This window comes from Metasolibacillus fluoroglycofenilyticus, from assembly GCF_003049645.1.
GTDB classification, from domain to species: Bacteria; Bacillota; Bacilli; order Bacillales_A; family Planococcaceae; genus Metasolibacillus; species Metasolibacillus fluoroglycofenilyticus.
The window spans coordinates 1-22,716 of the sequence record NZ_PYWK01000010.1; the positions used below are offsets into that span (position 1 = coordinate 1).

The 22,716-nt window shown below is 39.7% G+C and carries 15 protein-coding genes and 1 pseudogene; 4 read left to right on the plus strand and 12 right to left on the minus strand.

The annotated features are described in order from the left end of the window. The coding region (locus C9J36_RS16700; RefSeq protein WP_107943821.1) for an IS3 family transposase at positions 1 to 494 on the plus strand (494 nt) is incomplete at its 5' end. 311 nt (positions 495 to 805) lie between these two features. Here C9J36_RS16700 and C9J36_RS17735 read toward each other — a convergent pair. Then, positions 806 to 1,096: an STM2766 family helicase-associated protein gene (locus C9J36_RS17735; protein ID WP_488158819.1), complete on the minus strand. Its 291-nt coding sequence runs from the start codon at positions 1,094 to 1,096 to the stop codon at positions 806 to 808. A 181-nt stretch (positions 1,097 to 1,277) separates the two neighbouring features. Between C9J36_RS17735 and C9J36_RS16710 the strand changes: the two genes are divergently transcribed. Both C9J36_RS16710 and C9J36_RS16715 read left to right on the plus strand, forming a co-directional pair. Next, positions 1,278 to 1,475, plus strand: a complete 198-nt coding sequence (locus C9J36_RS16710) for a hypothetical protein (RefSeq protein WP_107943823.1) — start codon at positions 1,278 to 1,280, stop codon at positions 1,473 to 1,475. Between the two features lie 74 nt (positions 1,476 to 1,549). Further along, complete coding sequence (locus tag C9J36_RS16715; protein WP_107943824.1) at positions 1,550 to 1,756, plus strand: hypothetical protein; 207 nt, start codon at positions 1,550 to 1,552, stop codon at positions 1,754 to 1,756. 135 nt (positions 1,757 to 1,891) lie between these two features. On the opposite strand, the gene C9J36_RS16720 is transcribed toward C9J36_RS16715, so the two are convergent. After that, on the minus strand, positions 1,892 to 5,659 hold the full coding sequence (locus C9J36_RS16720) for an S-layer homology domain-containing protein (protein ID WP_107943825.1): 3,768 nt from the start codon (positions 5,657 to 5,659) through the stop codon (positions 1,892 to 1,894). 613 nt (positions 5,660 to 6,272) lie between these two features. Between C9J36_RS16720 and C9J36_RS17565 the strand changes: the two are divergent. Beyond that, positions 6,273 to 6,571 (plus strand): annotated as a pseudogene (locus C9J36_RS17565) (DMT family transporter); the annotation flags it as partial. Between the two features lie 440 nt (positions 6,572 to 7,011). Here the strand turns inward: C9J36_RS17565 and glmS are convergent. The 10 genes from glmS to C9J36_RS16775 form a co-directional block, all read right to left on the minus strand. After that, complete coding sequence (gene glmS / locus C9J36_RS16730; RefSeq protein WP_107943827.1) at positions 7,012 to 8,814, minus strand: glutamine--fructose-6-phosphate transaminase (isomerizing); 1,803 nt, start codon at positions 8,812 to 8,814, stop codon at positions 7,012 to 7,014. 737 nt (positions 8,815 to 9,551) lie between these two features. Further along, positions 9,552 to 10,076 (minus strand): type 1 glutamine amidotransferase domain-containing protein, encoded by a 525-nt coding sequence (locus C9J36_RS16735; protein WP_066165260.1) that lies wholly within the window; start codon positions 10,074 to 10,076, stop codon positions 9,552 to 9,554. 125 nt (positions 10,077 to 10,201) lie between these two features. Beyond that, positions 10,202 to 11,554, minus strand: a complete 1,353-nt coding sequence (gene glmM, locus C9J36_RS16740; protein ID WP_107943828.1) for a phosphoglucosamine mutase — start codon at positions 11,552 to 11,554, stop codon at positions 10,202 to 10,204. 486 nt (positions 11,555 to 12,040) lie between these two features. After that, positions 12,041 to 13,045 carry a CdaR family protein gene (locus C9J36_RS16745; protein WP_066165255.1) on the minus strand — a complete coding sequence of 335 codons (1,005 nt, stop codon included), beginning with the start codon at positions 13,043 to 13,045 and terminating at the stop codon, positions 12,041 to 12,043. Beyond that, positions 13,038 to 13,865, minus strand: a complete 828-nt coding sequence (gene cdaA / locus C9J36_RS16750; protein ID WP_066165453.1) for a diadenylate cyclase CdaA — start codon at positions 13,863 to 13,865, stop codon at positions 13,038 to 13,040. Before cdaA ends, C9J36_RS16745 begins: the two co-directional genes overlap by 8 nt. Before the next feature lie 189 nt (positions 13,866 to 14,054). Continuing rightward, positions 14,055 to 14,666, minus strand: a complete 612-nt coding sequence (locus C9J36_RS16755) for an anti-sigma factor family protein (protein ID WP_107943829.1) — start codon at positions 14,664 to 14,666, stop codon at positions 14,055 to 14,057. 13 nt (positions 14,667 to 14,679) lie between these two features. After that, entirely contained in the window at positions 14,680 to 15,243 is a 564-nt protein-coding gene (sigW, locus tag C9J36_RS16760) for an RNA polymerase sigma factor SigW (protein WP_066165449.1), read from the minus strand. 442 nt (positions 15,244 to 15,685) lie between these two features. Then, a complete protein-coding gene (rocF, locus tag C9J36_RS16765; RefSeq protein WP_107943830.1) occupies positions 15,686 to 16,585 on the minus strand; it encodes an arginase in 900 nt (299 codons plus the stop codon). A gap of 311 nt (positions 16,586 to 16,896) precedes the next feature. Then, positions 16,897 to 21,729: an InlB B-repeat-containing protein gene (locus C9J36_RS16770; protein WP_107943831.1), complete on the minus strand. Its 4,833-nt coding sequence runs from the start codon at positions 21,727 to 21,729 to the stop codon at positions 16,897 to 16,899. Between the two features lie 247 nt (positions 21,730 to 21,976). Then, positions 21,977 to 22,576 (minus strand): TetR/AcrR family transcriptional regulator, encoded by a 600-nt coding sequence (locus C9J36_RS16775; protein WP_107943832.1) that lies wholly within the window; start codon positions 22,574 to 22,576, stop codon positions 21,977 to 21,979. Positions 22,577 to 22,716 lie beyond the last annotated feature (140 nt).

A 22,716-nucleotide genomic window follows, 5' to 3' on the forward strand; every position in this document is an offset into this window, starting at 1 on the left:
CAAAAGCGCCTAATGAGAAATGGGTAACAGATATTACAGAGTTTAAGTTATTTGGTGAAAAGCTTTATTTATCGCCTGTTTTAGACTTATTTAATGGCGAAATTATTACGTATACAATTGGCTCTAGGCCTACATATTCATTAGTTTCAGAGATGGTAGAAAAGGCTTTAGAGCGGTTGCCAGAAGAACATCAGCTCCTCCTGCATTCTGATCAAGGCTGGCATTATCAAATGAAACCATATCGCCACGCCCTTCAATCAAGAGGGATTGTGCAGAGTATGTCGCGTAAAGGCAACTGTTACGACAATTCTGTCATGGAGAATTTCTTTGGCATCATGAAGTCGGAATTTCTCTATTTAAAGGAATTTGAAAGTGTCGAGCATTTTAAAAAGGAACTTGAAAACTATATAAACTATTACAACACGAAACGTATGAAGGCAAAATTAAAAATGAGTCCGGTGCAGTACCGAACTCATTTTACCCAAGCTGCCTAAACGAAATAACCGTGTCTAACTTTTAGGGGTCAGTTCAACTAAGGGGGACTGTTTCATCGTATTTTTTACAAGCGTCGCGACTTTATTTTAAACATCGCATCTTTTTTATAAACATCGCAACTTTATTTCAAACCTACTGTAGGGGTGGAATAAAGACTGATTAAAAGTGGTCTACAAACGTTGATTTTATAATAAAGGAAACCCACACATTTTGAACAAAGATTGAGCAAAATGTGTAGGTTTAGGTTTTTATTGATTTTGACTTTTATAAAATAGATTGAATAAAATATCTATCTAATTCACAAAAATAATTAGATTAAATTGTAGCAATTTTCCGCTCTAGATTTCCCATCTAAAAGTATGTCTTCAAATTTATCCAATTCTAACCTTTCTAATATTTGAATGGAATCATTAAAACCTAATTTAAAAGTACCTATATCTGAATAGTTAACATCGATGTGATGTAAGGGATGAATCTTTTCCTCGAAATTTTCTACATCATAGTCATATCTAATATAACAAGGTTCAAATGTCATTAAAACCTTGATTACAGACCATAAATCTGACTCCATTTCATTAGAAATATCAAATTCTCTTAACAAATCTCCATAGGTATCTATAAAAGTTAATATATCATGGTTATCTTCATTGTAAGCGCCAAATAACAGTTACTTTAAATTGAATTTTAATATGGATATGATTTTAGTGTACTTGTTAATTACCTTGTGTATTCCTTTTTATATTGTACCAGCTGTATTAAAACATTATTAGGGGGCGTTGTATTTGGAATTGAATTTAATCGTAATAGGATTCGTATTCTTATTAATTGGTTATTTGGTCGGGGGAACATTTGCAATTTTAGGGATCGGATTACTAATTTTCGGATTTATAGGCTTCAAACAAGCTAAAACAATTTTGATGGTAGCCGTTGGTGTTATTCTTCTTGAAATAGTATATGTAAACGCTAAGATGGTCGAATAAATTACCTAACTAATCGATGTATTTGTTAGGCAGAGACATGACGTAACAGTAAGGCATCGGAACGGTGATCTCCGATGCTTTACAGTGCCAGAATCGGGCCTATCCATAGCGGCTGGACCTATTACAACAGGATTGACAGGAGATTAGGTGTAGGTGGACTCGCGGGTGCACTTGTAGGAATGGGCGTTTCAGCTGAGGGAGCTGAACTCTATGATGAACAGTTTAAAGCCAGTAAAATTTTAGTGATTGTAGATGAAGATACAAAAGGTCCACTCGTATAAACAGTAAAAAACAGCCATTCTTTGAAACGATGGCTGTTTTTTTACTTTCAATTGCAACGATCAGAACAAGCCTTCCATAACCCTATGTTCTTCTATCTAATCTGTAAAATTCCATTAAATTCGTTACTGTACTTTTTAGTTTTCTTGCAACTTTAATGTTCTTGCTAAAAGTGCTGCAAACTGCTGGCGTTGAAGTGGTTCATTCGGCTTAAAATAACCATTCGAACCTGTTGTAATACCGTGTGAAGCTAAAATTTTTACATATTCTGCATACCACGCGGAGTCCTCGATATCTTTAAAAGTGTTCATTTCTGCATCGGTGTTATATGTTAAACCATATGCATGAACAAGCATTTTCGCCATTTGAGCACGCGTAATCATGTTATTTGGTTTAAAGCCCATTTCATTTTGATCGATAATTCCACTTTGTGCAAGTAAGTGGATATTCGTAAAATTTGCATGGTTTTTCAAGACATCTTTGAACGTAAATTCCATCGTCAATTTTTCTGAGATGTTCGGAGCCTTTGCCCGTACAAGCATCGCTGCCACATGATGACGTTTAATAAACTCATTTGGCTTGAATGTTTTATCTTCGTAGCCCTTGATTACCCCTAACGCGTTAAGCTCCATAATATCATTAAAATATGGATGTGACACTTTCACATCTTTGAATATAGCTTTATAGCCTTTTTCCCAAAGGATATTATAGGCATTTTGTACGCTACCATGCTTAATGCCAATATAGTAAGTCCCCTCCGTTAATGTCGCTTGCTTTGTGGCATTCACAAAATCAGATAAAACAATCGTACCTTGTTCATCTTCGACATAAACATAAAGGTCTGTATAGCTTTCTAGCTCTAAATTATTCACCGTAAAACGATATTCACCCGCTTGTTCTACTTTTACTTTAAATATGTCTGTATCATCTGGTCCTAGTAAATAGCCATGTGTTAATGTTGCAATTGGTAAGGTTTGAGCAGTGACTGTCGAATCGTTACTTTCATATTCAATCGGTTTTGCTTCAAAGTTAATAACAAAGCTACTTGGCTGTTCATGTCCTAAAACTCGTACATAATACGTTCCCTTTTGTAATCCTACCGCATGTACTGTGCCCTTTTCATGTAAATAAAAATAGTGCATTTCTGCGTTACTCAAACCAACTTGACTATCTAAATGTGATGTTTTAACTGTTAGTACCCCATCCTCAGGAACCTCAACTTTATATACACTATTATAACGTAAACCGGTTGTTGTCACTTGCTGTATCTCTTGACCAAATGCAACAGGTTGTGCAAGTTCAATTGTATCATTGGGGCCAACCGATGTATTTTCCACAGGTGTAGCTTTTAATTCAAGTGTATAAGGTGATGTAACTTCCATATAACTGTTTAGTTCAATCGTATATGTGCCTGGCTTTAATGCAACACGATATATACCATTATATAAATCCGATGATAAATGAACCCCCGTTTCATCATATAACGTAATCAACGGTTCAGATTTCATTTGCGACAGCTTTAAATCAATCAAGCTCGGCTCTTGCACTACAAATGTGTACATATCAGTGTTATCAGTTTGCCCACTTAGCTGCCCTTTGTAAACCGTATTGAGTTTAATTTTTTGTGCTAAATTAACTTCTTTGCCAACTACAAATACTGCGAACTTAGTAAAGTGATTGACCTCAACTGAAATTTTATTGCCATTTACCTTGCCGCCAGTCACCTCTACCCAGATTTTCTTCACTTCGTCATAGTAGAATACAGCCGGTTTCTGGTTGTCGTTTACCTTTGTCGGATCGAACTTAAAGGTCAATGTGACAAACCTTGTGAAGTCTTCCGGGAAGTTTTTCAGTATTTCGAAAATAGAACTGGCTGGTACGTCTTTATCGGTTAATAGTTGCTGAGTATCTAATAATTTATCTATTGTTACTTTTAGTTCTTTTTCTGTCGCATTAACTGGAATAGAGAGCGTGACCTCATCTCCAAAGCTAACCTCACCTGCTTCACCTGCCGGAAGCGTCAATTGTGCGCCGCTTGTCGGCACTGACCCACCACCACCTATATTACCTCCACTGTCTATGTTACGCGCAGTTTCTGGGAATTCCGCGGTGATTACACCTGAATCTGCAGCATTGGTCGTTGTTGCTCCGGCTATTGTAAAGAAGTCCTCAGGTACACCCGTTAAGGTATAACCTGCTTCCGGGGTTAATGTAATCGTCGCCGTGTATGCTGTGCCTGCAGCAAATGTCGCTGCTGCTGGCGACCAAGCAATCGTTGCTGTGTATTCAGGAGTAGAAGCTAGCGTTGTTACTGGGGTTGAACCCGTTACTGGCGCTGTTACTCCAGCGATTGCTGCTGTTCCGATTGGTGCTAATGCTGGGGCTGGGGTTACACTCACTTCATTGGAATTACTACTTTCAGTGCCACCACTAACAGCTCTGACTACAAAGTAATAAGTAGTCCCATTTGTTAATCCTGTAAAATTCGAACTGTATACGGTACTATCGACTGTAGCTTCGGCTGCTCCATAGGAACCGGATGAAGTAGATTGGTACACCCTGTAAGACGTTGCCCCTGATATAGGACTCCAACTTATGGTTGCATGTCCATCCCCAACTGCTGACGCTGAAATGACAGGCGCATCAAGTGTATTTATTATATAGCTCTCACTCATCACCGCGCTGTCACTCATGCCTGACATTACCGCAATTGCCTTGATCGTCATTGCACTCGTCACGATGATCGGTGCGCTGTATAGTGTACTACTTGCAGTCGGAGTGCTACCATCCGTCGTATAGTAGACATCTGCTCCTACAGTGCTTGAAGACAAAGCTACCGTTGTGCCAGACGCTACCTCACTGCCGACAGGGTTCGCCGTCGGTACCGCCGCCTGTTGCTGCTGGACCGTAATAGCCATGAAGGGACCTACCATATAGGGGCCATCGCTCAAACCTATTGTTTCAATCACAGTGTTAGTTGCTGTATCAATTACGCTCAAGTTGCTGCTGGTAAAATTAATCGAGTAGGCTTTACTTCCATCTGTCGAGACACCAATCGTATAAGGTGAAGTGCCTACCCGAATGGTATCCACCACCGTATTAGTAGCTGCGTTAATGACAGAAACTGTGCCGGAATCAGTGTTTGCAACATAGACTGTGCCGCCATCAGGACTAACTTCAGTTGCGGAGGGCCTCGAACCAACTGATATAGTAGCCTCCACCGTATTGTCCGCAACATTGATTACCGAAACTGTGCGAGACACTTGATTAGCTACATATATTTTAGTACCAGTGGGATTGGCTGAAAGTCCATACGGTGAGTCACCAACCGTAATTTGACCGGTGACGGTATCGGTTGCAAGGTCTATAACAGCTATTTTGTCAGCACCTTGTTGAGTAAGATAAAGCTTCTGGTCAATCACCACCATCGCTACTGGTAATTGCAGCACATTAATCGTACCCATAATGGTATTTGTTGCTGTATCAATGACCGAGAGTGTGTCGCTACCATAATTTGCCACATAGGCTTTACTACCGTCCGATGTAAAGGCTACTCCGTGAGGCTTGACACCCACTGGTATTGTGGCAACCACCGTATCGGTTTCAGGGTTAATGACCGAAACAGTGTTAGAACTCCTGTTGGTTACCATGACCTGAGTGCCGTTCGGGTTGATCACTGCACTATTCGGTGCAGTTCCAACTGTAATTTTAGCCTTTTCTACCGTATAGCTATTCAAATCCACTACATCAACTTTTCCTGTATTAAAGCTTGCAATGTAGGCTTTCGTGGATTCACCGCTACTGCCCGATGATGCAAGGACAACTGGATGATTGACAAACAAGGTTGAAATCATACCTAAAATAAGTACCACTGCTGTAAGCTTATGCTTTGCTTTTTTAAACATTTCTCTTCCTCTCCTCCATAATATGTATTTTACAACCTAATATAACATCACAAGTAGATGACCCATTAATATAAAACACTTTACTATATCAATGTGATTGTTTCTGTAATTCGGGTTGCAACAAAAAGGGGAAATTAACCATTTAGCATTATTGTCACAAAAAGTATGATAAAAATATGCTATTTTTCACTAATTACTTCCAATAAATTTTTAACTCTACTTATTTTTCTTTACGAATGTATTCCATTCTCTTAGAATATACAATAGAAAATCTCCCCAAATTAAACATTAAAGGGTGAAGGTTAAAATTAGGTTAAAAATAAAAAAGTTTTAACAAACAAAACGGTCTTTGGAGCGAATGCGAAGGAAATGTGAGGTTCATTTAGGGTATTAAAGAGGATACTATGAAGAAACGAGAGATAAATAATAGTTTGCTAAACAGATTGACCATTAATTTAATGTTAGCATAAAATTTAGTAAAAGTATTCAGAATTGCAAATATAATTTGACATAATTGTAATTGGCCATCATTTGCTTAGCTTTCTTTACTATTGGTTTGAAATAATGTTTAATCGAAATTTCCCTACAAGCCAACATTCTAAGGGAAATAATTGGTAGTGGAAACGTACTTGCACTTCTAGAAGCACCTACATGGCAATTAAGTGCAGCATTTTGGGGCACTATGTATTTACTTCTGAGTTTGATGGCAGTTACTAAAATTGGGGGTATCGCAACGACTATTGCTGCGATTGCTGGGCAACTTGTGATTGTTATAATTATCGATCATTTTGGATGGTTCAATAATTTAGTCATAGAATTAGATATCAGCCGTTTTACCTATATTTTACCTATAAAGGGAATAAAACAGGGGTTGTCCAAAAAGCCGTGCATAGCCGGCATTTTGGACAGTAGCAATGATGTTTCACAAAATGTTGATTCATATAAACAGAAAGCGCCTCTTTTAAAAATGGGATGAACATTGGCTTTAGCAGTGTTAGCTTTCAGTAAAAGGGAAGCGATGAAAACATTTATTTCAATGCGGTGGCAAAACAAAATGTACTTTTCGGACAGCCCCCATTTGTAGCTTTAAAATAAAGATTGATTAAAACCGTTATATAAACACGGATTTAGCCATAAGTAGAAGCTTTTCATTTTAAACAAAGATTAATCAAAATGAAAAATTTCTTGGCGAATACATGAGTGGTTTTTATAAAAAAGTTTAATCAAAATATTTAAAAAAGGATGGTAAATCAGCATTTCCATGATTTTTGGCTTCTTATTTCATCGCATCTTTTTTATAAACATCGTGACTTTATTTCAAACTAACATCGAAAACAACCCCCAGCCAAACCCTACTCCACCGTTACACTTTTCGCTAGATTGCGTGGTTTGTCGACGTCGCAGCGGCGGTGTAGTGCTGCGTAGTAGCTAATGAATTGTAATGGTACAACGCTTACTAATGGTGTTAGTAGTGGGTGTACGTGAGGGATGATGAGGCGGTCGCCTTCTTCCTCTAGACCTGCGCTAGCGATAATGCAGGCATTGGCGCCGCGGGCTACAACTTCCTTGACATTCCCTCGAATGTTGAGAGCTACTTCTTCTTGTGTGACAAGTGCGAAGACAGGTGTACCTTCTTCGATTAAGGCGATTGTGCCATGCTTTAGTTCGCCCCCTGCAAAGCCCTCTGCCTGAATGTACGAAATTTCCTTTAACTTTAATGCTCCTTCTAGGCTGACGCAGAAGTCAAGGCCGCGTCCGATAAAGAAAGCATTGCGGGCGATTTTTAAATAATCTTCAGCAATTTGCTCCATTGTTTCCTTTGAGTCAACGATTGCATCGATTGCTGTTGCTGCAATGGCAAGCTCCTGCTTTAAATCAAAATCCATTGTGACTCCACGTGCCTTACCTGCAGCATAAGCGGTTACGGCTAATACTGCGAGTTGGGCTACATATGCTTTCGTAGAGGCTACAGCAATTTCTGGGCCTGCGTGTAGTAGTAATGTGTAGTCTGATTCACGTGATAATGTCGAGCCGGGTACGTTCGTGATTGTTAATGCTGGGTAGCCCATTTCCTTTACTTTCACCAAAACTTGGCGGCTATCTGCTGTTTCGCCTGATTGTGAAATAAAGATAAATAAAGGTTTTTTGGAAAGTAGCGGCATATTATAGCCGAATTCACTTGAAATATGCACTTCAACAGGGATATGAGCAATTTTCTCGAAATATTGTTTTCCGATAAGTCCGGCGTGGGAGCTTGTGCCTGCAGCGATAATATATAGACGGTCTGCTTCATTTAGAGCATGTAAAATCGCTTCATCAATTGCTAACTCTCCATTTACCTCATATGCTTGGATAATTTTGCGTACAACGCTAGGCTGTTCATCCATTTCCTTGAGCATATAGTGTGGGTATGTGCCTTTTTCGATATCACCCATATCTAACTCGGCTGTATAAGGTGCACGTTCAACAATACGCCCATCCAATTTAGAAATTTCTACACGGTGACGGTGAACAATAACGATTTCCTTATCATGTAGCTCGATGAATTGATTCGTTACTTGCAACATCGCCATCGCATCAGAAGTCACAACATTAAAATCCTGCCCAACACCGACAAGCAGTGGTGATTTGTTTTTGGCAACGAAGATTGTCTCGGCATCTTCATTGTCGAGTAGTGCTAAAGCATAAGAGCCGTGTACTAAAGATAATGTTTTACGGAAAGCTTCGACTGTTGATAAGCCTTCTTCTTTTACAAAGAGTTCGATTAGCTGCACTAGTACCTCTGTATCTGTGTCTGATTGCATTTGGATGCCTTTTAAATAAGCCTTTTGCAGTAAATGATAATTTTCGATAACACCATTATGCACAAGTGTAAAACGGCTTGATGCACTTTGGTGCGGGTGTGCATTACGACGATTTGGTACACCGTGCGTCGCCCAGCGTGTATGACCAATACCAATCGTTGAGTCTACATCCTCATCGACAGCTTTACGCAAGTCTGCGATTCGCCCCTTTTCCTTAAATACCGTTACCCCCGCTTCATTGCGAAGTGCAACACCTGCCGAATCATAACCACGATACTCTAGCTTTTCTAATCCTTTTAATAAAATTTCCTTTGCATCTAATAATCCATTATATCCAACAATTCCACACATCGTATGTTTCCTCCAAGTCGTTTCGAGGACAAAACTACGATTTATAATCTAAATATATCCCGCATTAACGGGCAGTAAAATACCCACTTCAAGACGTAAGTGAAAATACGCTAAAGGATAAGTGGACGATCGACTGCCCGTAAAAGCCCGATTGGTTCAACTAACAATCAGTGGAAAAAAGCATCCACTGATTGGGGATTTTTTCTTCATTTGGCAAGAACATCATCTAGCTGTCTGCATCGAAAAACTGAATGAAGAGAAAAGGCAATACGAAATAGACTACAAATCAGCACCTTTTTGTGGACAGCTGTTCTGTTTAACAGGCGTGCCAACGTTTAGGCTTTGTAGTTTTGCTCTCGCTTTTTTATGCCTATTCGCTTGTTTGTACAGAAAATCGCTTTTCTGCTTTTAAAACGAATATGACGACTGGGCATTGTCAATCGGGAGGTATCCGCCGAAATTTCGATAAACCTCCACCTCGTCAACTAAGGATTGATGTCCGCTCTATTTCCTTAGCTCAGGCGCTATAATTATTTTCCTTTATGATTTATAGTGCGCTACTTTTCTCCTCCTTCGTAGCGCATGTAATAAGCTTTTTCATCATACAAAAAATATGACAGTTCGTCAATCATCCACTTTAAGAAATATGCATTTATATCTGTTTATTGTGGCAAATGTCAAGATATTTTAAAAAATCTGTAGACGAAACAACTATCCTCTCGCCTACAGATACTCTATTATAATCCCTTCTCTTGTAAAAGGTTCACGATTTCCCGATTGAACGCTGGTAAATCCTTTGGTGTACGACTTGTGACAAGCTGCTTTTGACAAACGAATACTTCCTCATCATGAAATTTTGCACCCGCATATTCCAAATCTACTTTTATGGATTTGTAGCCTGTCGTATCTCGTCCCTCTAAGGATTTTGCTGTAATTAATAATTGGGGGCCGTGACAAATGGCAAATACCGGCTTCATTTCATCCATAAAATGCTTTGCAAATGTGACAATCCTCTCATCATCACGTAACAAATCTGGTGAAAAGCCTCCGGGAATTAACAGGGCATCAAAGTCTGCTGGGTTTACTTCATCAACACCGTAGTCAATCTTTACCGTTGCCTCGCCTTGTTTACCTGTCACCATTTTATTGCCTTCCTTATCAATATTAATAACTGTATGCCCAGCTGCTTCGAGTGCCTCTTTCGGGCTTGTGTACTCACTGTCTTCAAACTTGTCCGTAATCAATGTTGCTACTTTTGCCATTTCATTACACTCCTTTGAATTTAGTACAGTTGTATACTTCCCCTTTATCATCATATGTAAACGCCTTGAACTAGCAAAAGCGTCCAAAATGCCAACTATGTCCGGCTTTTTGAACGCTTCTTTTTCTATTCCGTTAAACCCATTTCCGCGCGTACAACTTCTGCAATTCTTTCTACATATGTCGTACAGTCGGCCTCTGTCGCAGCCTCGACCATTACACGAACTAGTGGCTCTGTTCCTGAAGGTCGCACCAATACACGACCATTCCCATTCATGTCTGCTTCTACCTCTGCAATAACTGCTGCTACTTTTTCATTTGTAGTAACTGCATGTTTATCCGTTACACGGATATTTACTAGACGTTGCGGGAAAATTGTCATCTCAGCCGCTAGCTCAGATAGGCGCTTACCTGTCATTTTCATAATGTTAACAAGCTGGATAGCTGTTAATAAGCCATCTCCAGTTGTATTAAAATCTAAAAATACAATATGACCAGATTGCTCGCCACCGAAATTATAATCATTTGCGCGCATTTCCTCCACAACATAGCGGTCGCCTACTGCAGTTTGCACGCTTTCCATCATATGCTCACGTAACGCCTTATAAAAGCCCATATTGCTCATTACTGTTGAAACAATTGTGCCCTTCTTTAAACGACCTTTAGCATTCAAATATTTCCCGATAATAAACATAATTTGGTCGCCGTCTACGATATGGCCTTTTTCATCCACTGCGATTAAACGGTCCCCGTCGCCATCAAATGCAAGACCTACATCTGCTCCACGCTCAACGACAAATTCAGCCAATTTTTCCGGATGTGTTGAACCTACGCCATCATTAATATTTAAGCCGGTCGGAGATGAGCCCATTGTCGAAATATCAGCCTCCAAATCAGCAAATAAATGTGTCGCAAGAGCTGATGTTGCACCGTGTGCACAGTCTAACGCAACATGGATATTGACAAACTCATCTTCCACAGTTTGCTTTAAGTAAGAAATATATTTTTGCCCACCCTCAAAATAATCGTTTACAGAACCGATGTCTGCACCAACAGGGCGTGGTAAAGTATCCTCCGCTGCATCAAGCAAGTTTTCAATCTCTGCTTCTTGCTCATCAGATAATTTAAAACCATCAGAACCGAAAAATTTGATGCCATTATCTGCAACTGGATTATGTGATGCAGAAATCATAACACCTGCATCAGCATTCATAACACGTGTTAAGTAAGCCACACCTGGTGTACTAATAACCCCTAGGCGCATTACTTCCACACCGATTGATAACAGCCCCGCCACTAATGCACCTTCAAGCATCTCGCCTGAAATGCGGGTATCTCTCCCTATAAGAACTTTCGGTCGATTTTCTGTATCCTTCGTTAAGACATAGCCACCAGCTCGCCCTAGCTTAAACGCAAGCTCTGGCGTCAGTTCGCTATTCGCTACCCCACGGATGCCATCTGTTCCGAAATATTTACCCATTATTTTTCTCTCCTTCAATACAACATTGTTCGTCCAACTAACTAAGTCTCGTCCAGACTCTTATCAATTAGGCCTCGGCGTAATTGCGTCCAGATTTTTCGAGCTTGCTCGAAAACTTCATTTCAAAACCTGTGACATTCGCCGAAGCTTGGGCCAACACAGTGTTGGTCACTCAGTCGTTGCCGTAGTATGTGGCGGTCTTAGACTGAGTTCCTCTTTGTCAGCGTGCGTCCCGCCATCTGCTGAAATAAGCCTAATAAAGGCATTCATCTCGCCACCTGTAGAGGTGAGAGACTTCTGTATCTGTACCTATCGCCACGCTTTCGATACAAAAGAATTTTACCCCTGCGGTTACTCGTCGCAGAAATTATTTACTGGAAGATGTTAAATAATTTAGAGGAGATATCCTTGCGGCACATTTAGTAATTATTCACTCTGTGTCCGAGTATGTCTTCTCTTCACAAAAGTCTGTGAGAGCTCCCTTTTCTATTCTTCTCCTGTATCCCCGTCTGTTACAGGGTCCTCAGCCGTAACTTCCTCGCTTTCAACTTCTGCTATAGTGATATCAGCATGAACAGTAACTTTTTCATCAGAAAGCTTCATCGGAGTTTCCGGTTTCTGAATTATCACTTCGTATTCTCCAGATTCAGTTAATCCGGATAAATCAAGTTCAGCTATAATCTCATTTATGGAATCCACAATGGACTGTGGACCAAACACTTTGACACTTTCCTGACCTAAAGATAGTTCATTAATTGTTACACCTTCTGGCAGTTGCCCCACTTGTTTCAGTGTAAGGGGAATTTCTCGATTATATTCATCAATTTCAACATTAATATCTACTGCCTCTGGCTGTATTGTGACATCCAGCTTATTCAAATCGCGGTCCAATACTTTGACATTTGCCTGCTGCTTAAATGACTCTGTGATACCATCCTCCGCTTTTATCGAGGCTTTTACGTAATTAATGTTATCCATTACGCTTTTCGCACCTGTTACAAAAACGTAGTTAGGCTCCACTGTCATCCCTTTCAATACGTAGCCTTCATTAATTTGTCTACTGTTCATTTCAGGCTCTACACGAAACTCCTTCGTAACCTTTTCCTCAATGCTGATATTAACGACTTGCGGATAAACCGTTACCTCTAACTTCTCTGAAAAGTTTTCAGTCTGTATTGTAACTCTATGCTCGCCAATAAACAATGAATTTAAATCGACAAATACTTTATAATCTTTTGCTAATTTCTCACGCATGACGATAGGCATAGGTCCTTCGATTCCTACATTAACCGTTTCTGGAAGCCCAGTTACGATTAAATTTTCATCATCATAATATACTTCCAGCTTAACGTCCTCAATAACATCTGCCTGCTCTGCACTAGGTGTGCTTCTAGTTGAATTATTTTCAGATTGCACATAGAAAAATAATGCGATAGCAAATAATAGTGCAGTAAGACGAACTAACCAATTGCTATTAAATAATTTATCCATTCTTTTTCCCCCTCCAAGTCCACTTAGAGGCTTGATTTGTTTCTTGCTCTGAACCAAACCATGCTTTACGTAGCAATGTCTCGAATTCCTCAATCGCTAAATTGCGATGTAAATTGCCGTTGACTGTAATGCTTATTGCACCTGTTTCTTCTGATACAACAATTGTTATTGCATCTGTCACTTCACTTAAACCTAGTGCAGCGCGATGTCGTGTACCTAGCTCCTTTGAGATAAACGGACTTTCAGACAATGGTAAATAGCATGCCGCTGCAGCAATTTTATCCTTTTGCATAATTACTGCACCATCATGTAACGGTGTATTTGGTATAAAAATATTAATTAAGAGTTCTGAGGATACAGTTGCATTCAGCGCTGTTCCTGTTTCAATATATTCTGTCAAACCCGTTTCTTTTTCAATCGATATTAACGCACCAATCCGACGCTTTGCCATATAGCTGACTGATTTTTTCATTGCTTCAACTAGGCGTGTTTGCTCTTCATCCTGCTGGTTCGTCGAGCGTTGGAATATCTTCCCTCTACCTAATTGTTCAAGCGCACGGCGTATTTCTGGCTGGAAAATAATGATAATCGCCAAAAAACCCCATTCGATTACTTGTTTTAATAAATAATCTAGCGTGCTTAAACCGAAAAGAGCTGTAGCGATTTTAGCAATTACAATAACAAATATCCCTTTTAATAGCTGCACAGCCTTTGTTCCTTGAATAAGACCAAGCAGCTTATAAATTACATACCATACAACGAGTATATCTATTAAGCCAAATATATAATTTACAGGTGTTAAATCTGTAAACTGATTCATTATTAACTGCACGTGGCATCCCCCACTTTTCTAACTGTTGCATACAAAAATAGTATAACACACTTCCCCTTGCTACCGCTTTCTCTAAAGAGCTGTTGGAGCAAAAAAATGAGTGTAGACAAAATGATTTATCATTTCATCTACACTCTATCTTTATCGAACGTTCAAGTTCAAGAAAAGTTGCATGAATTATTCAAATAACGCCACGAAGTCATTCGCCATTTTTTTTATTTTATACCAAAGCCAATCGAATGTTTCATTTATCTCTTCGATTTGCCCTGATACGACAGCAGTAGAAGCCATATAACTGCCGTTAATTACTGTGACATTGCCATCTACTTCCCCTTCAATAATTAGGTTGCCATTTTTTACGACGACATCCCCTTTAACAACCTCACCCTTTGGCACAATAACAGTTTGACCGTCAACAACTAAATTTGGCTGTGTTGTTACAGAAAACTGATTGTCATTCGGATAGCTGGCGATTAAAGTTGCCCCCATTAATAGAAAGAATACCGCAGCCGCCACAATAATTGGATGTCTGCGTAGCCATTTTTGAATGCCCAACGCATTTTTACGCTTCGGTAAACGACTCATTACATTCGCCTCAAAATGCGGAGGCGCTGTAATATGTGTCGCACTTTTGACAAATGCCACTGTATCGCTTAGTTCATGCATATGCTTTTGACAATCGACACAGCCTTGCATATGCTTTTTCAGCTCTTGTTCATGCTCACGTGTAATATCGCCATCTAAATAATCATGCATATAGTCAATATAATGTTCAGGACACGTTCTCATGCGAATTCTCCTCCTACAAATTGTTTAACTGCTTGCGAAGTGCTTCCCGACCACGATGAATACGTGTCTTTACTGTGCCAAGGGGCATATCAAGAATTTCACTAATTTCTTGTAGCGATAGCTCTTCAATGTATTTTAAAACAATGACAGAGCGATATTTGTCTGGCAATCGGCTAATCTCGTATTGAATGCGGTCCTGTAGCTCCATCTGCATCGCTGCTTCCTCTGGTAGCTGCTCATCTGCTGCAATTTGTGAATACATATCTAAACCATCCGTCCCTGCTACTTCCGCATCTAAATAATAATCCGGCTTCTTTTTACGAATGCGGTCAATGCAAAGATTCGTGGCTATACGATATATCCACGTTGAAAATTTCCTTTTTTGATCGTATGAGTGCAAATTAATATACGCACGTACAAATGCCTCTTGTGCAATATCCTCTGCCTCCTGCTTGTTGCCAAGCATTCGATAACAAATTTGATACAGCTTGTGCTGATAGAGGTTCACAATATCGGCGTATGCGTTTTGATCACCTTTAAGCACTTGCCTTATTCTCTTGTTCACTAACGCATCCATCGTGCCAATCCTCTCTACCTTCTCAGCTGTTACTACCATATACGAACAACCTTAAGAAAGGTTTCAGTTTTTTCTTTTTATTATACCAAAAATTAAACAGGAAATTGTAGTAAATTCAATTTTGTTTAGATTCTGTATAGCAATGTCATGAATTGTGGAATAAGGTTCATCAAATTACAGAAGAGTTAAGTGGAAAGGGGCTGTCCAAAAAGCCGTGCATAGGCGGCATTTTGGACAGTAGCAATGGTGTTTCACAAAATATTGATTCATTTAAACAGAAAACGCCTCTTTTAAAAATGTGATGAACATTGGTTTTATCGTGTTATCCCTCAGTAAAAGGGAAGCGATGAAAACATTTATTTCAATGCGATGTCAAATCAAAATGGACTTTTCGGACAGCTCCTTGTGTCAAATAATGGAGGAATTAATGGCTGATTATACTTTACACTAACGTCTCGCCGAATAATGAGCCAATTAGCGCAACAGCTACATTCGCCGTTTTGTTTTTATCGTCTAATATTGGATTAACTTCTACAAATTCTACAGAAGTAATCATTTCCGACTCTTGCAGCATTTCCATAGCAAGATGGCTCTCGCGATATGTAATACCTCCCGCTACAGGTGTACCAACACCAGGCGTGTATAATGGGTCTAAACCATCCAAGTCTAATGATAAATGCACACCATCAACACCGCGCTTCTGTAAATAACGAATCGCATCTTCCATAACTGCCGTCATACCAAGACGGTCAATTTCATGCATCGTGTAAACTTTAATATTTTTTTCCTTAATTAACTCACGCTCACCCTCATCTACAGAGCGAGCACCGATAATAATGATATTTTCCGCTTTTACTTTCGGTCCCGCATGGTGAATCGAAGTTAAACGCTCATGACCAAGACCAAGGCTTACCGCAAGTGGCATACCGTGTATATTACCAGATGGTGTTGATTCTGGTGTATTAATATCAGCATGGGCATCAAACCAAATCACACCTAAGTTTTTATATTTCTCAAGCCCTGCTAATGTACCAATTGCAATGCTATGGTCGCCGCCTAGTACAAGGGGAGTGCGTTTGTCATTTACTGCTCCTTCTACCTTTTGCGCTAGCTTCGAGCATACTTCTACAACTTCATCTAAATTTAATAATTTCTCATTTTGCTCCTGCTTTACTGGCACCTTTTCTACACGGATATCGCCTTCATCCTTCACTGTATATCCTAACGCCTCCAAACGTTCCACAACCCCTGCATAACGAATAGCGCTTGGTCCCATATCCACACCGCGGCGTCTTTGTCCATAATCTGATGGTACCCCAATAATAGCTACTGATTTATTCATGTTTTTCAAATCTCCCTTCCATAATACCCTTATTGTAAAACGAGATAGCCTGTTGGCTCAACTCGACATTTTTATGTATAATTATTCGTTATTTTTATAAATACATATCACCTAGAATCTTAATAAAACATGCAGATTCATTATATATAAAGCACTTAATCATTATAGATTAAGATAAGCGAGGCCCTTATTTTTTATACATTCCAATTTTCTACAAAAAAATATAGGGAAAGTAGTGGATCTACTTTCCCTGCATCATATCCAATTATATTATTTAAAAGTAATATAATTGTGAAAAACTTTATTCCACGCTATTCGAATGATTCATCATCTAATAGGACTACATCTTTTGAAGCCGTATAAATACGAGATAGGAACGCTACAAATTGGGCGCGTGTGACAGATTCGTTTGGACGAAATTCGCCATTATCTCCAAGCGCAATTCCCTCACGCTCAAGTACTGCAATATACCCCGCACTCCAATGTGCGCTATCGACATCAATAAATGAAGTCGTCCCTTCAGGTGTTAACCCGAGTACACCAACAAGTATCTTTGCTAGCTGCGCTCGTGTCATTTTTTCTGTAGGTAAAAAAGCACCATTTACACCATCGACAATCCTTGCCTGTTGCAATACTTTAATTGCGTCATAATAAGGATGGGCGGGTGAAACATCTGTGAAATCACTTGCTAGTCGTACTGGTTCGAATGAAAAGGCTCTTGTCAGCAGTGCTGCTACATGCATACGGCTTACTGATTCGTTCGGTCGGAATGTACCGTCCTCATAGCCTTGAATAATGCCTTGTGCTGTCAAGGCTTCAATCATTTCCTTTGCCCAATGATTCTCAATATCTTTGAAGGTCTTTTCAGTAGGTAGTTCCTTAGCTAGCTCTATCCATTTAGCGTAAAGAGTGAGATTTTCCGTTACTAGCGTATCCCCCACCCATCTTTCTGTTAGTGTTTTATCTGTATACCAGCCCTCAAACATAAAGCCCTCTTTTATTGGAACAGGTAAATCAAAAATCCTTGTATTATGATTAATCTCTATTGCTTCTAAAAGTTCGCCACCACTGGTTTCAAAGAAGATTTTAATCGGTATTGCTATGTTGCTATCTCTATCCAATGGCGGATTAGAAGAACTACCGCCTCCTGATGCTGGCGGATTAGAAGGGTTCTTTTCTTCATTTAATGTATTCGATTTCCATTGTGCATACAAACGAACATTCCCTGCCTTCATTCGGAAGGTTGTGTTTACGGCATAGGCGGTTCCTTTTCCATCTGCTTGCGTATTCCAGCCTGTAAAAGTATAACCGGCTTTCACTAGATTTCCGCTATTTCCTTGCACTGTTACTAGGGTATTTTCTTCATATTCCCCCATATCCTGCGGCACAATTCCTCCTGTGGCACCATTAGCATCATAGCTTACACGATAAGTGGGGTTTGCTGTCCATTGGGCATATAATGTAACATCCTCTGCCCCCATTTGGAAAGTTGTGTTTACGGCGTAAGCGGTTCCTTTTCCATCTGCTTGTGTATTCCAGCCTATGAAAGTATAACCAGCTTTCACTAGATTTCCACTATTTCCTTGCACTGTTACTAGAGTGTTTTCTTCATATTCCCCCAAATCCTGCGGCACAATTCCTCCTGTGGCACCGTTGGCATCATAGCTTACACGATACGTTGGATTTGCTGTCCATTGGGCATATAATGTAACATCCTCTGCCCCTATTTGGAAAGTTGTGTTTACGGCGTAAGCGGTTCCTTTTCCATCTGCTTGTGTATTCCAGCCTATGAAAGTATAACCAGCTTTCACTAGATTTCCACTATTTCCTTGCACTGTTACTAGAGTGTTTTCTACATATTCCCCCAAATCCTGCGGCACAATTCCTCCTGTGGCACCGTTGGCATCATAGCTTACACGATACGTTGGATTTGCTGTCCATTGGGCATATAATGTAACATCCTCTGCCCCCATTTGGAAAGTTGTGTTTACGGCGTAAGCGGTTCCTTTTCCATCTGCTTGTGTATCCCAGCCTATGAAAGTATAACCAGCTTTCACTAGATTTCCGCTATTTTCTTGCACTGTTACTAGGGTATTTTCTTCATATTCCCCCAAGTCCTGTGGCACAGTTCCTCCTGTGGCACCGTTGGCATCATAGCTTACACGATAAGTGAGGTTTGCTGTCCATTGGGCATATAATGTGACATTCCCTGCCCCCATTTGGAAGGTTGTGTTTACGGCGTAAGCTGTTCCTTTTCCATCTGCTTGTGTATTCCAGCCTATGAAAGTATGACCGGCTTTCACCAAATTTCCACTATTTTCTTGCACTGTTACTAGGATGTTTTCTTCATATTCCCCTAAATCCTGTGGCACAATTCCTCCTGTAGCACCGTTGGCATCATAGCTTACACGATACGTTGGATTTGTTGTCCATTGGGCATATAATGTGATATTCCCTGCCCCCATTTGGAAGGTTGTGTTTACGGCGTAAGCTGTTCCTTTTCCATCTGCTTGTGTATTCCAGCCTATGAAAGTATGACCAGCTTTCACTAGATTTCCACTATTTTCTTGCACTGTTACTAGGGTATTTTCTTCATATTCCCCTAAATCCTGCGGCACAATTCCTCCTGTGGCACCGTTGGCATCATAGCTTACACGATACGTTGGATTTGTTGTCCACTGGGCATATAATGTGATATTCCCTGCTCCCATTTGAAAGGTCGTATTTACGGCATACGCTATTCCTTTTCCATCCGCTTGCGTATTCCAGCCTGTAAATGTATGGCCAGCTTTCTTTAGATGTCCTGTATTATCTAGCACTGTAACAGACATATTTTCCTCGTATGCTCCACTATCAATAGGAACTGTTCCTTCTGTTGCATCGTTAGCATCATAGCTTACTGTATAATAAGGCTGCATTTCATATACACCTAAATCGATGGCAGCCCCTTGAACACGCTTTTTCCCTGCAAGGTCTGTTGCAACTGTATGGGCATTAGAATCCCCTACATCAATCGCTGGTGAACCTATTTTCAAATGCAAGTTTGCACCAGCCGGATGAACAAATACATCTTCTGGCATATAAGTTGCTAGGCTTATCGGGTCACCACTCGCATCAAACAACTGTCCTTTATGGATTCCTGAGCCTGCCAATACGTCGACCAAGCTATTTACAACCTTGCCCCCAAAATTAGTCAGTGCCCCTGTATTTGCATTTCCTATGATGATACTATTAACAATTTGGCTGTGCGCGGCGCCTCCGTGAATCGCTGCTGGTCCATTCGCATATATGGTCGCATTCATTAAATTGATATTTGTCGTATCAAAGCTATATATAGCACTTCCCGCGAAACTATTTTTCGTTAGATTGAAAGTAAATAGTGCATTTATTAATGTTGGGCGTGTATTTGCCGCATTATACATGCCGCCTCCTGTACCGGCTTCATTTGCAGTAAAAGAAACATTTGTGATGGTTGGCTCGCTACCACCACCATTGTATATGCCACCACCTCCATTGTCTGCTATGTTTTCAGAAAAGATGACATCTGTTAAGGACGGACTACTTGCGGAGTTGTACATACCCGCTCCAATACCACCTGAATTAGATTTCTCTGTTGCTCTATTTTCATTAAAATTAACGCCTGTTAAGGTTGGGTTACTATTGTCATTATACATTCCGCCCCCTAACGTCGTTTGATTCATATTAAATATTACATCTGTTAAGACTGGGCTACTGCCATGATTAGACATTCCGCCCCCATACCAAGTTGCTTTATTTTCCTCAAATACTACATCTGTTAAAGTTGGATTACTTGCATTCTTATTGTAGATTCCTCCCCCTTGTTGGTATGCTGTATTTTCATTAAACTTTACATCTATTAGCGTCGGGCTACTGCCAATATTATAAATCCCTCCTCCATAAAATGCCTGATTTCCACTAAACGTTACATTTGTTAAGGCTGGGCTACTGTTACTATTATTCATCCCCCCGCCTGACCAATCTGTTGTATTTTGCTCAAACACTACATCTGTTAGCGTTGGGTTACTGCTACTATTATACATTCCGCCACCTTCCACAGCTGCTTTATTTTGTTTAAATAAGGCATCCGTCAAAGTAGCATTACTGTTCCCAGTATTGTAGACCCCCCCTCCATTGTTTGTTGCATTGTTAGCTGTAAATGCAGTGCGTATTAGGATTGGATTACTGTTATTGTTATAGAGGCCACCACCATCCATTGAAACTCTATTGTTATTAAACATGACATCTGTTAACTGTGGATTACTTGATTCATTGTACATCCCGCCGCCCGAATAGGCTCTATTCTCAATAAATGTTACATTTATTAGGGCTGGATTACTTTCATAATTGTATATTCCTCCGCCATATCGGTAGGCAATATTTGCAGTAAATACTACATTTCTGAGAGTTGGGCTATTTCCACTATTGTACATGCCTCCTCCGTGCATATGCTGGTTTTGTGTAGCATGATTAGGATTCCCTGCTGTAATGATGACGCCATCAAGTATAGCTGTTTCGTTCAAGTGTAAGTTATCTGGATGATAAAATACATGATAAGCATTTCCTCCACTTGGAAGTACACCACTTAATATCGTTTTATTGTTTTGAAAATCCCGCTGTGCTAATGTTTCTTCATCCCCCGCAAATCCTCCATAAATCGCTACACCATTTTTCATTCTAAAATACGCAGTACGAGGGTCACTGCCATTAGCTCGTTTGGTCGGTGCATACGTTCCCGCGGCAATCCAAATTTGGTTGCCAGCGCTAGCCTTATCTAATGCGACTTGCACGCTTTTAACAGCATCAACCCAAGTTGCTCCGCTATTGTTATCATCCCCATTTTCGCTTACATAAATAATTGGATTTGCTGTGAATAATGAAAACGGTTGTGGGCGAATATGAATAAAACGCTTATAAATAGTAGACTGTCCTATAATTCGAAACCAAATCGTATGCTCGCCTTGCTGTTCCCATGTATGCGGTGATGCTAAATTAAATAATGTCCATGAATCCCCTTCATCAATCGACCACTCTACTTGAATAGTGGCGCTATCTGTCGAAGTTGTTGTGACATGAATGGTGACAGGTTCTGTTGCAATATCCCCCCTCCTCGTATAGCTGGTCACCAATTGTTAGCATAATATTTAATGTAGGATTCGTTTCCGCAAATACCGGCATATACCCAAATATAGCATGTGAAAACAACAACAAAATAATAAATAACGACATCCTTTGCTGCCATATTTCTTTCACCAATATCCTCTCCTTTGTGTAATTTGTATTAAAAATAACATATAACTCATTGCTGGTTTTATATTATATTACTCAAAAGTAATATTCAACTATTAAAAAAGAAAATATGTATTTTCTTTTTTAACTTTCTTTAGATAACATACCTTCCAATAATAAATCCACAATATCGTTCGCTATTTCCTCCGGTTCCTTTAGTTTCGTTAGCAATTGTGTAAATGTTAATCGCTCTATTATACCGATTAAGCACTCTGCCACCATTAGCGTATCTACATCTTTCCTAAAATAACCAGCATTAACCTCAAAATCTAGATTACCTCGAATTTGCTCAACCATATGTGCCTTTATTTCATCCGCTTTTGCGGACAAATAAAATCCAATTCGCGTTAAATCTGGATTTTTATCTAGAAATACCAATAACTCTTTTAAATTATACGTAATTCGCGTTTTAATTTTTGCTGATTCCAGCATTGGCTGTAAACGACTTTGCTTTGTATACTCAATAATTCGCATACGAAATAAGTGCTCCAACTCCTCAAAAATTGCTTCTTTGTTTTTAAAATACAAATAGAAAGTAGGCTGACTTAATGACGCACCTTTTACAATTGAGCTTATTTTTGTTTCATGATACCCATTTTGTGCAAATTCTCTCGCAGCTATCTCAAGCAATAATGCTCGACTTTCTTCACCACTTGCTCCTTTGGGTCTTCCTCTCTCTCCCATAAAAAGCACCTCCAATTACAATCCGTTTTTTCCAATAACATATTTATCTATATAAGTATTATAGAGCTTAGAAAAAGAGCTTTCAAATAGTCAATTAAAAGCCCTTCTTATTAAGCACAAAAAACGGGAAAGACAGATGG

What these genes read in the sequence shown, in the direction of transcription:
- cdaA (WP_066165453.1), bottom strand. Translation starts at nt 13,865, where the DNA reads ATGAATCAGTTTACAGATTTAACACCTGTAAATTATATATTTGGCTTA.
- C9J36_RS16735 (WP_066165260.1), bottom strand. Translation starts at nt 10,076, where the DNA reads ATGGCAAAAGTAGCAACATTGATTACGGACAAGTTTGAAGACAGTGAG.
- glmS (WP_107943827.1), bottom strand. Translation starts at nt 8,814, where the DNA reads ATGTGTGGAATTGTTGGATATAATGGATTATTAGATGCAAAGGAAATT.
- C9J36_RS16755 (WP_107943829.1), bottom strand. Translation starts at nt 14,666, where the DNA reads ATGAGAACGTGTCCTGAACATTATATTGACTATATGCATGATTATTTA.
- glmM (WP_107943828.1), bottom strand. Translation starts at nt 11,554, where the DNA reads ATGGGTAAATATTTCGGAACAGATGGCATCCGTGGGGTAGCGAATAGC.
- sigW (WP_066165449.1), bottom strand. Translation starts at nt 15,243, where the DNA reads ATGGATGCGTTAGTGAACAAGAGAATAAGGCAAGTGCTTAAAGGTGAT.
- C9J36_RS16720 (WP_107943825.1), bottom strand. Translation starts at nt 5,659, where the DNA reads ATGTTTAAAAAAGCAAAGCATAAGCTTACAGCAGTGGTACTTATTTTA.
- C9J36_RS16775 (WP_107943832.1), bottom strand. Translation starts at nt 22,576, where the DNA reads ATGGGAGAGAGAGGAAGACCCAAAGGAGCAAGTGGTGAAGAAAGTCGA.
- C9J36_RS16745 (WP_066165255.1), bottom strand. Translation starts at nt 13,045, where the DNA reads ATGGATAAATTATTTAATAGCAATTGGTTAGTTCGTCTTACTGCACTA.
- rocF (WP_107943830.1), bottom strand. Translation starts at nt 16,585, where the DNA reads ATGAATAAATCAGTAGCTATTATTGGGGTACCATCAGATTATGGACAA.
- C9J36_RS16715 (WP_107943824.1), top strand. Translation starts at nt 1,550, where the DNA reads ATGCTTTACAGTGCCAGAATCGGGCCTATCCATAGCGGCTGGACCTAT.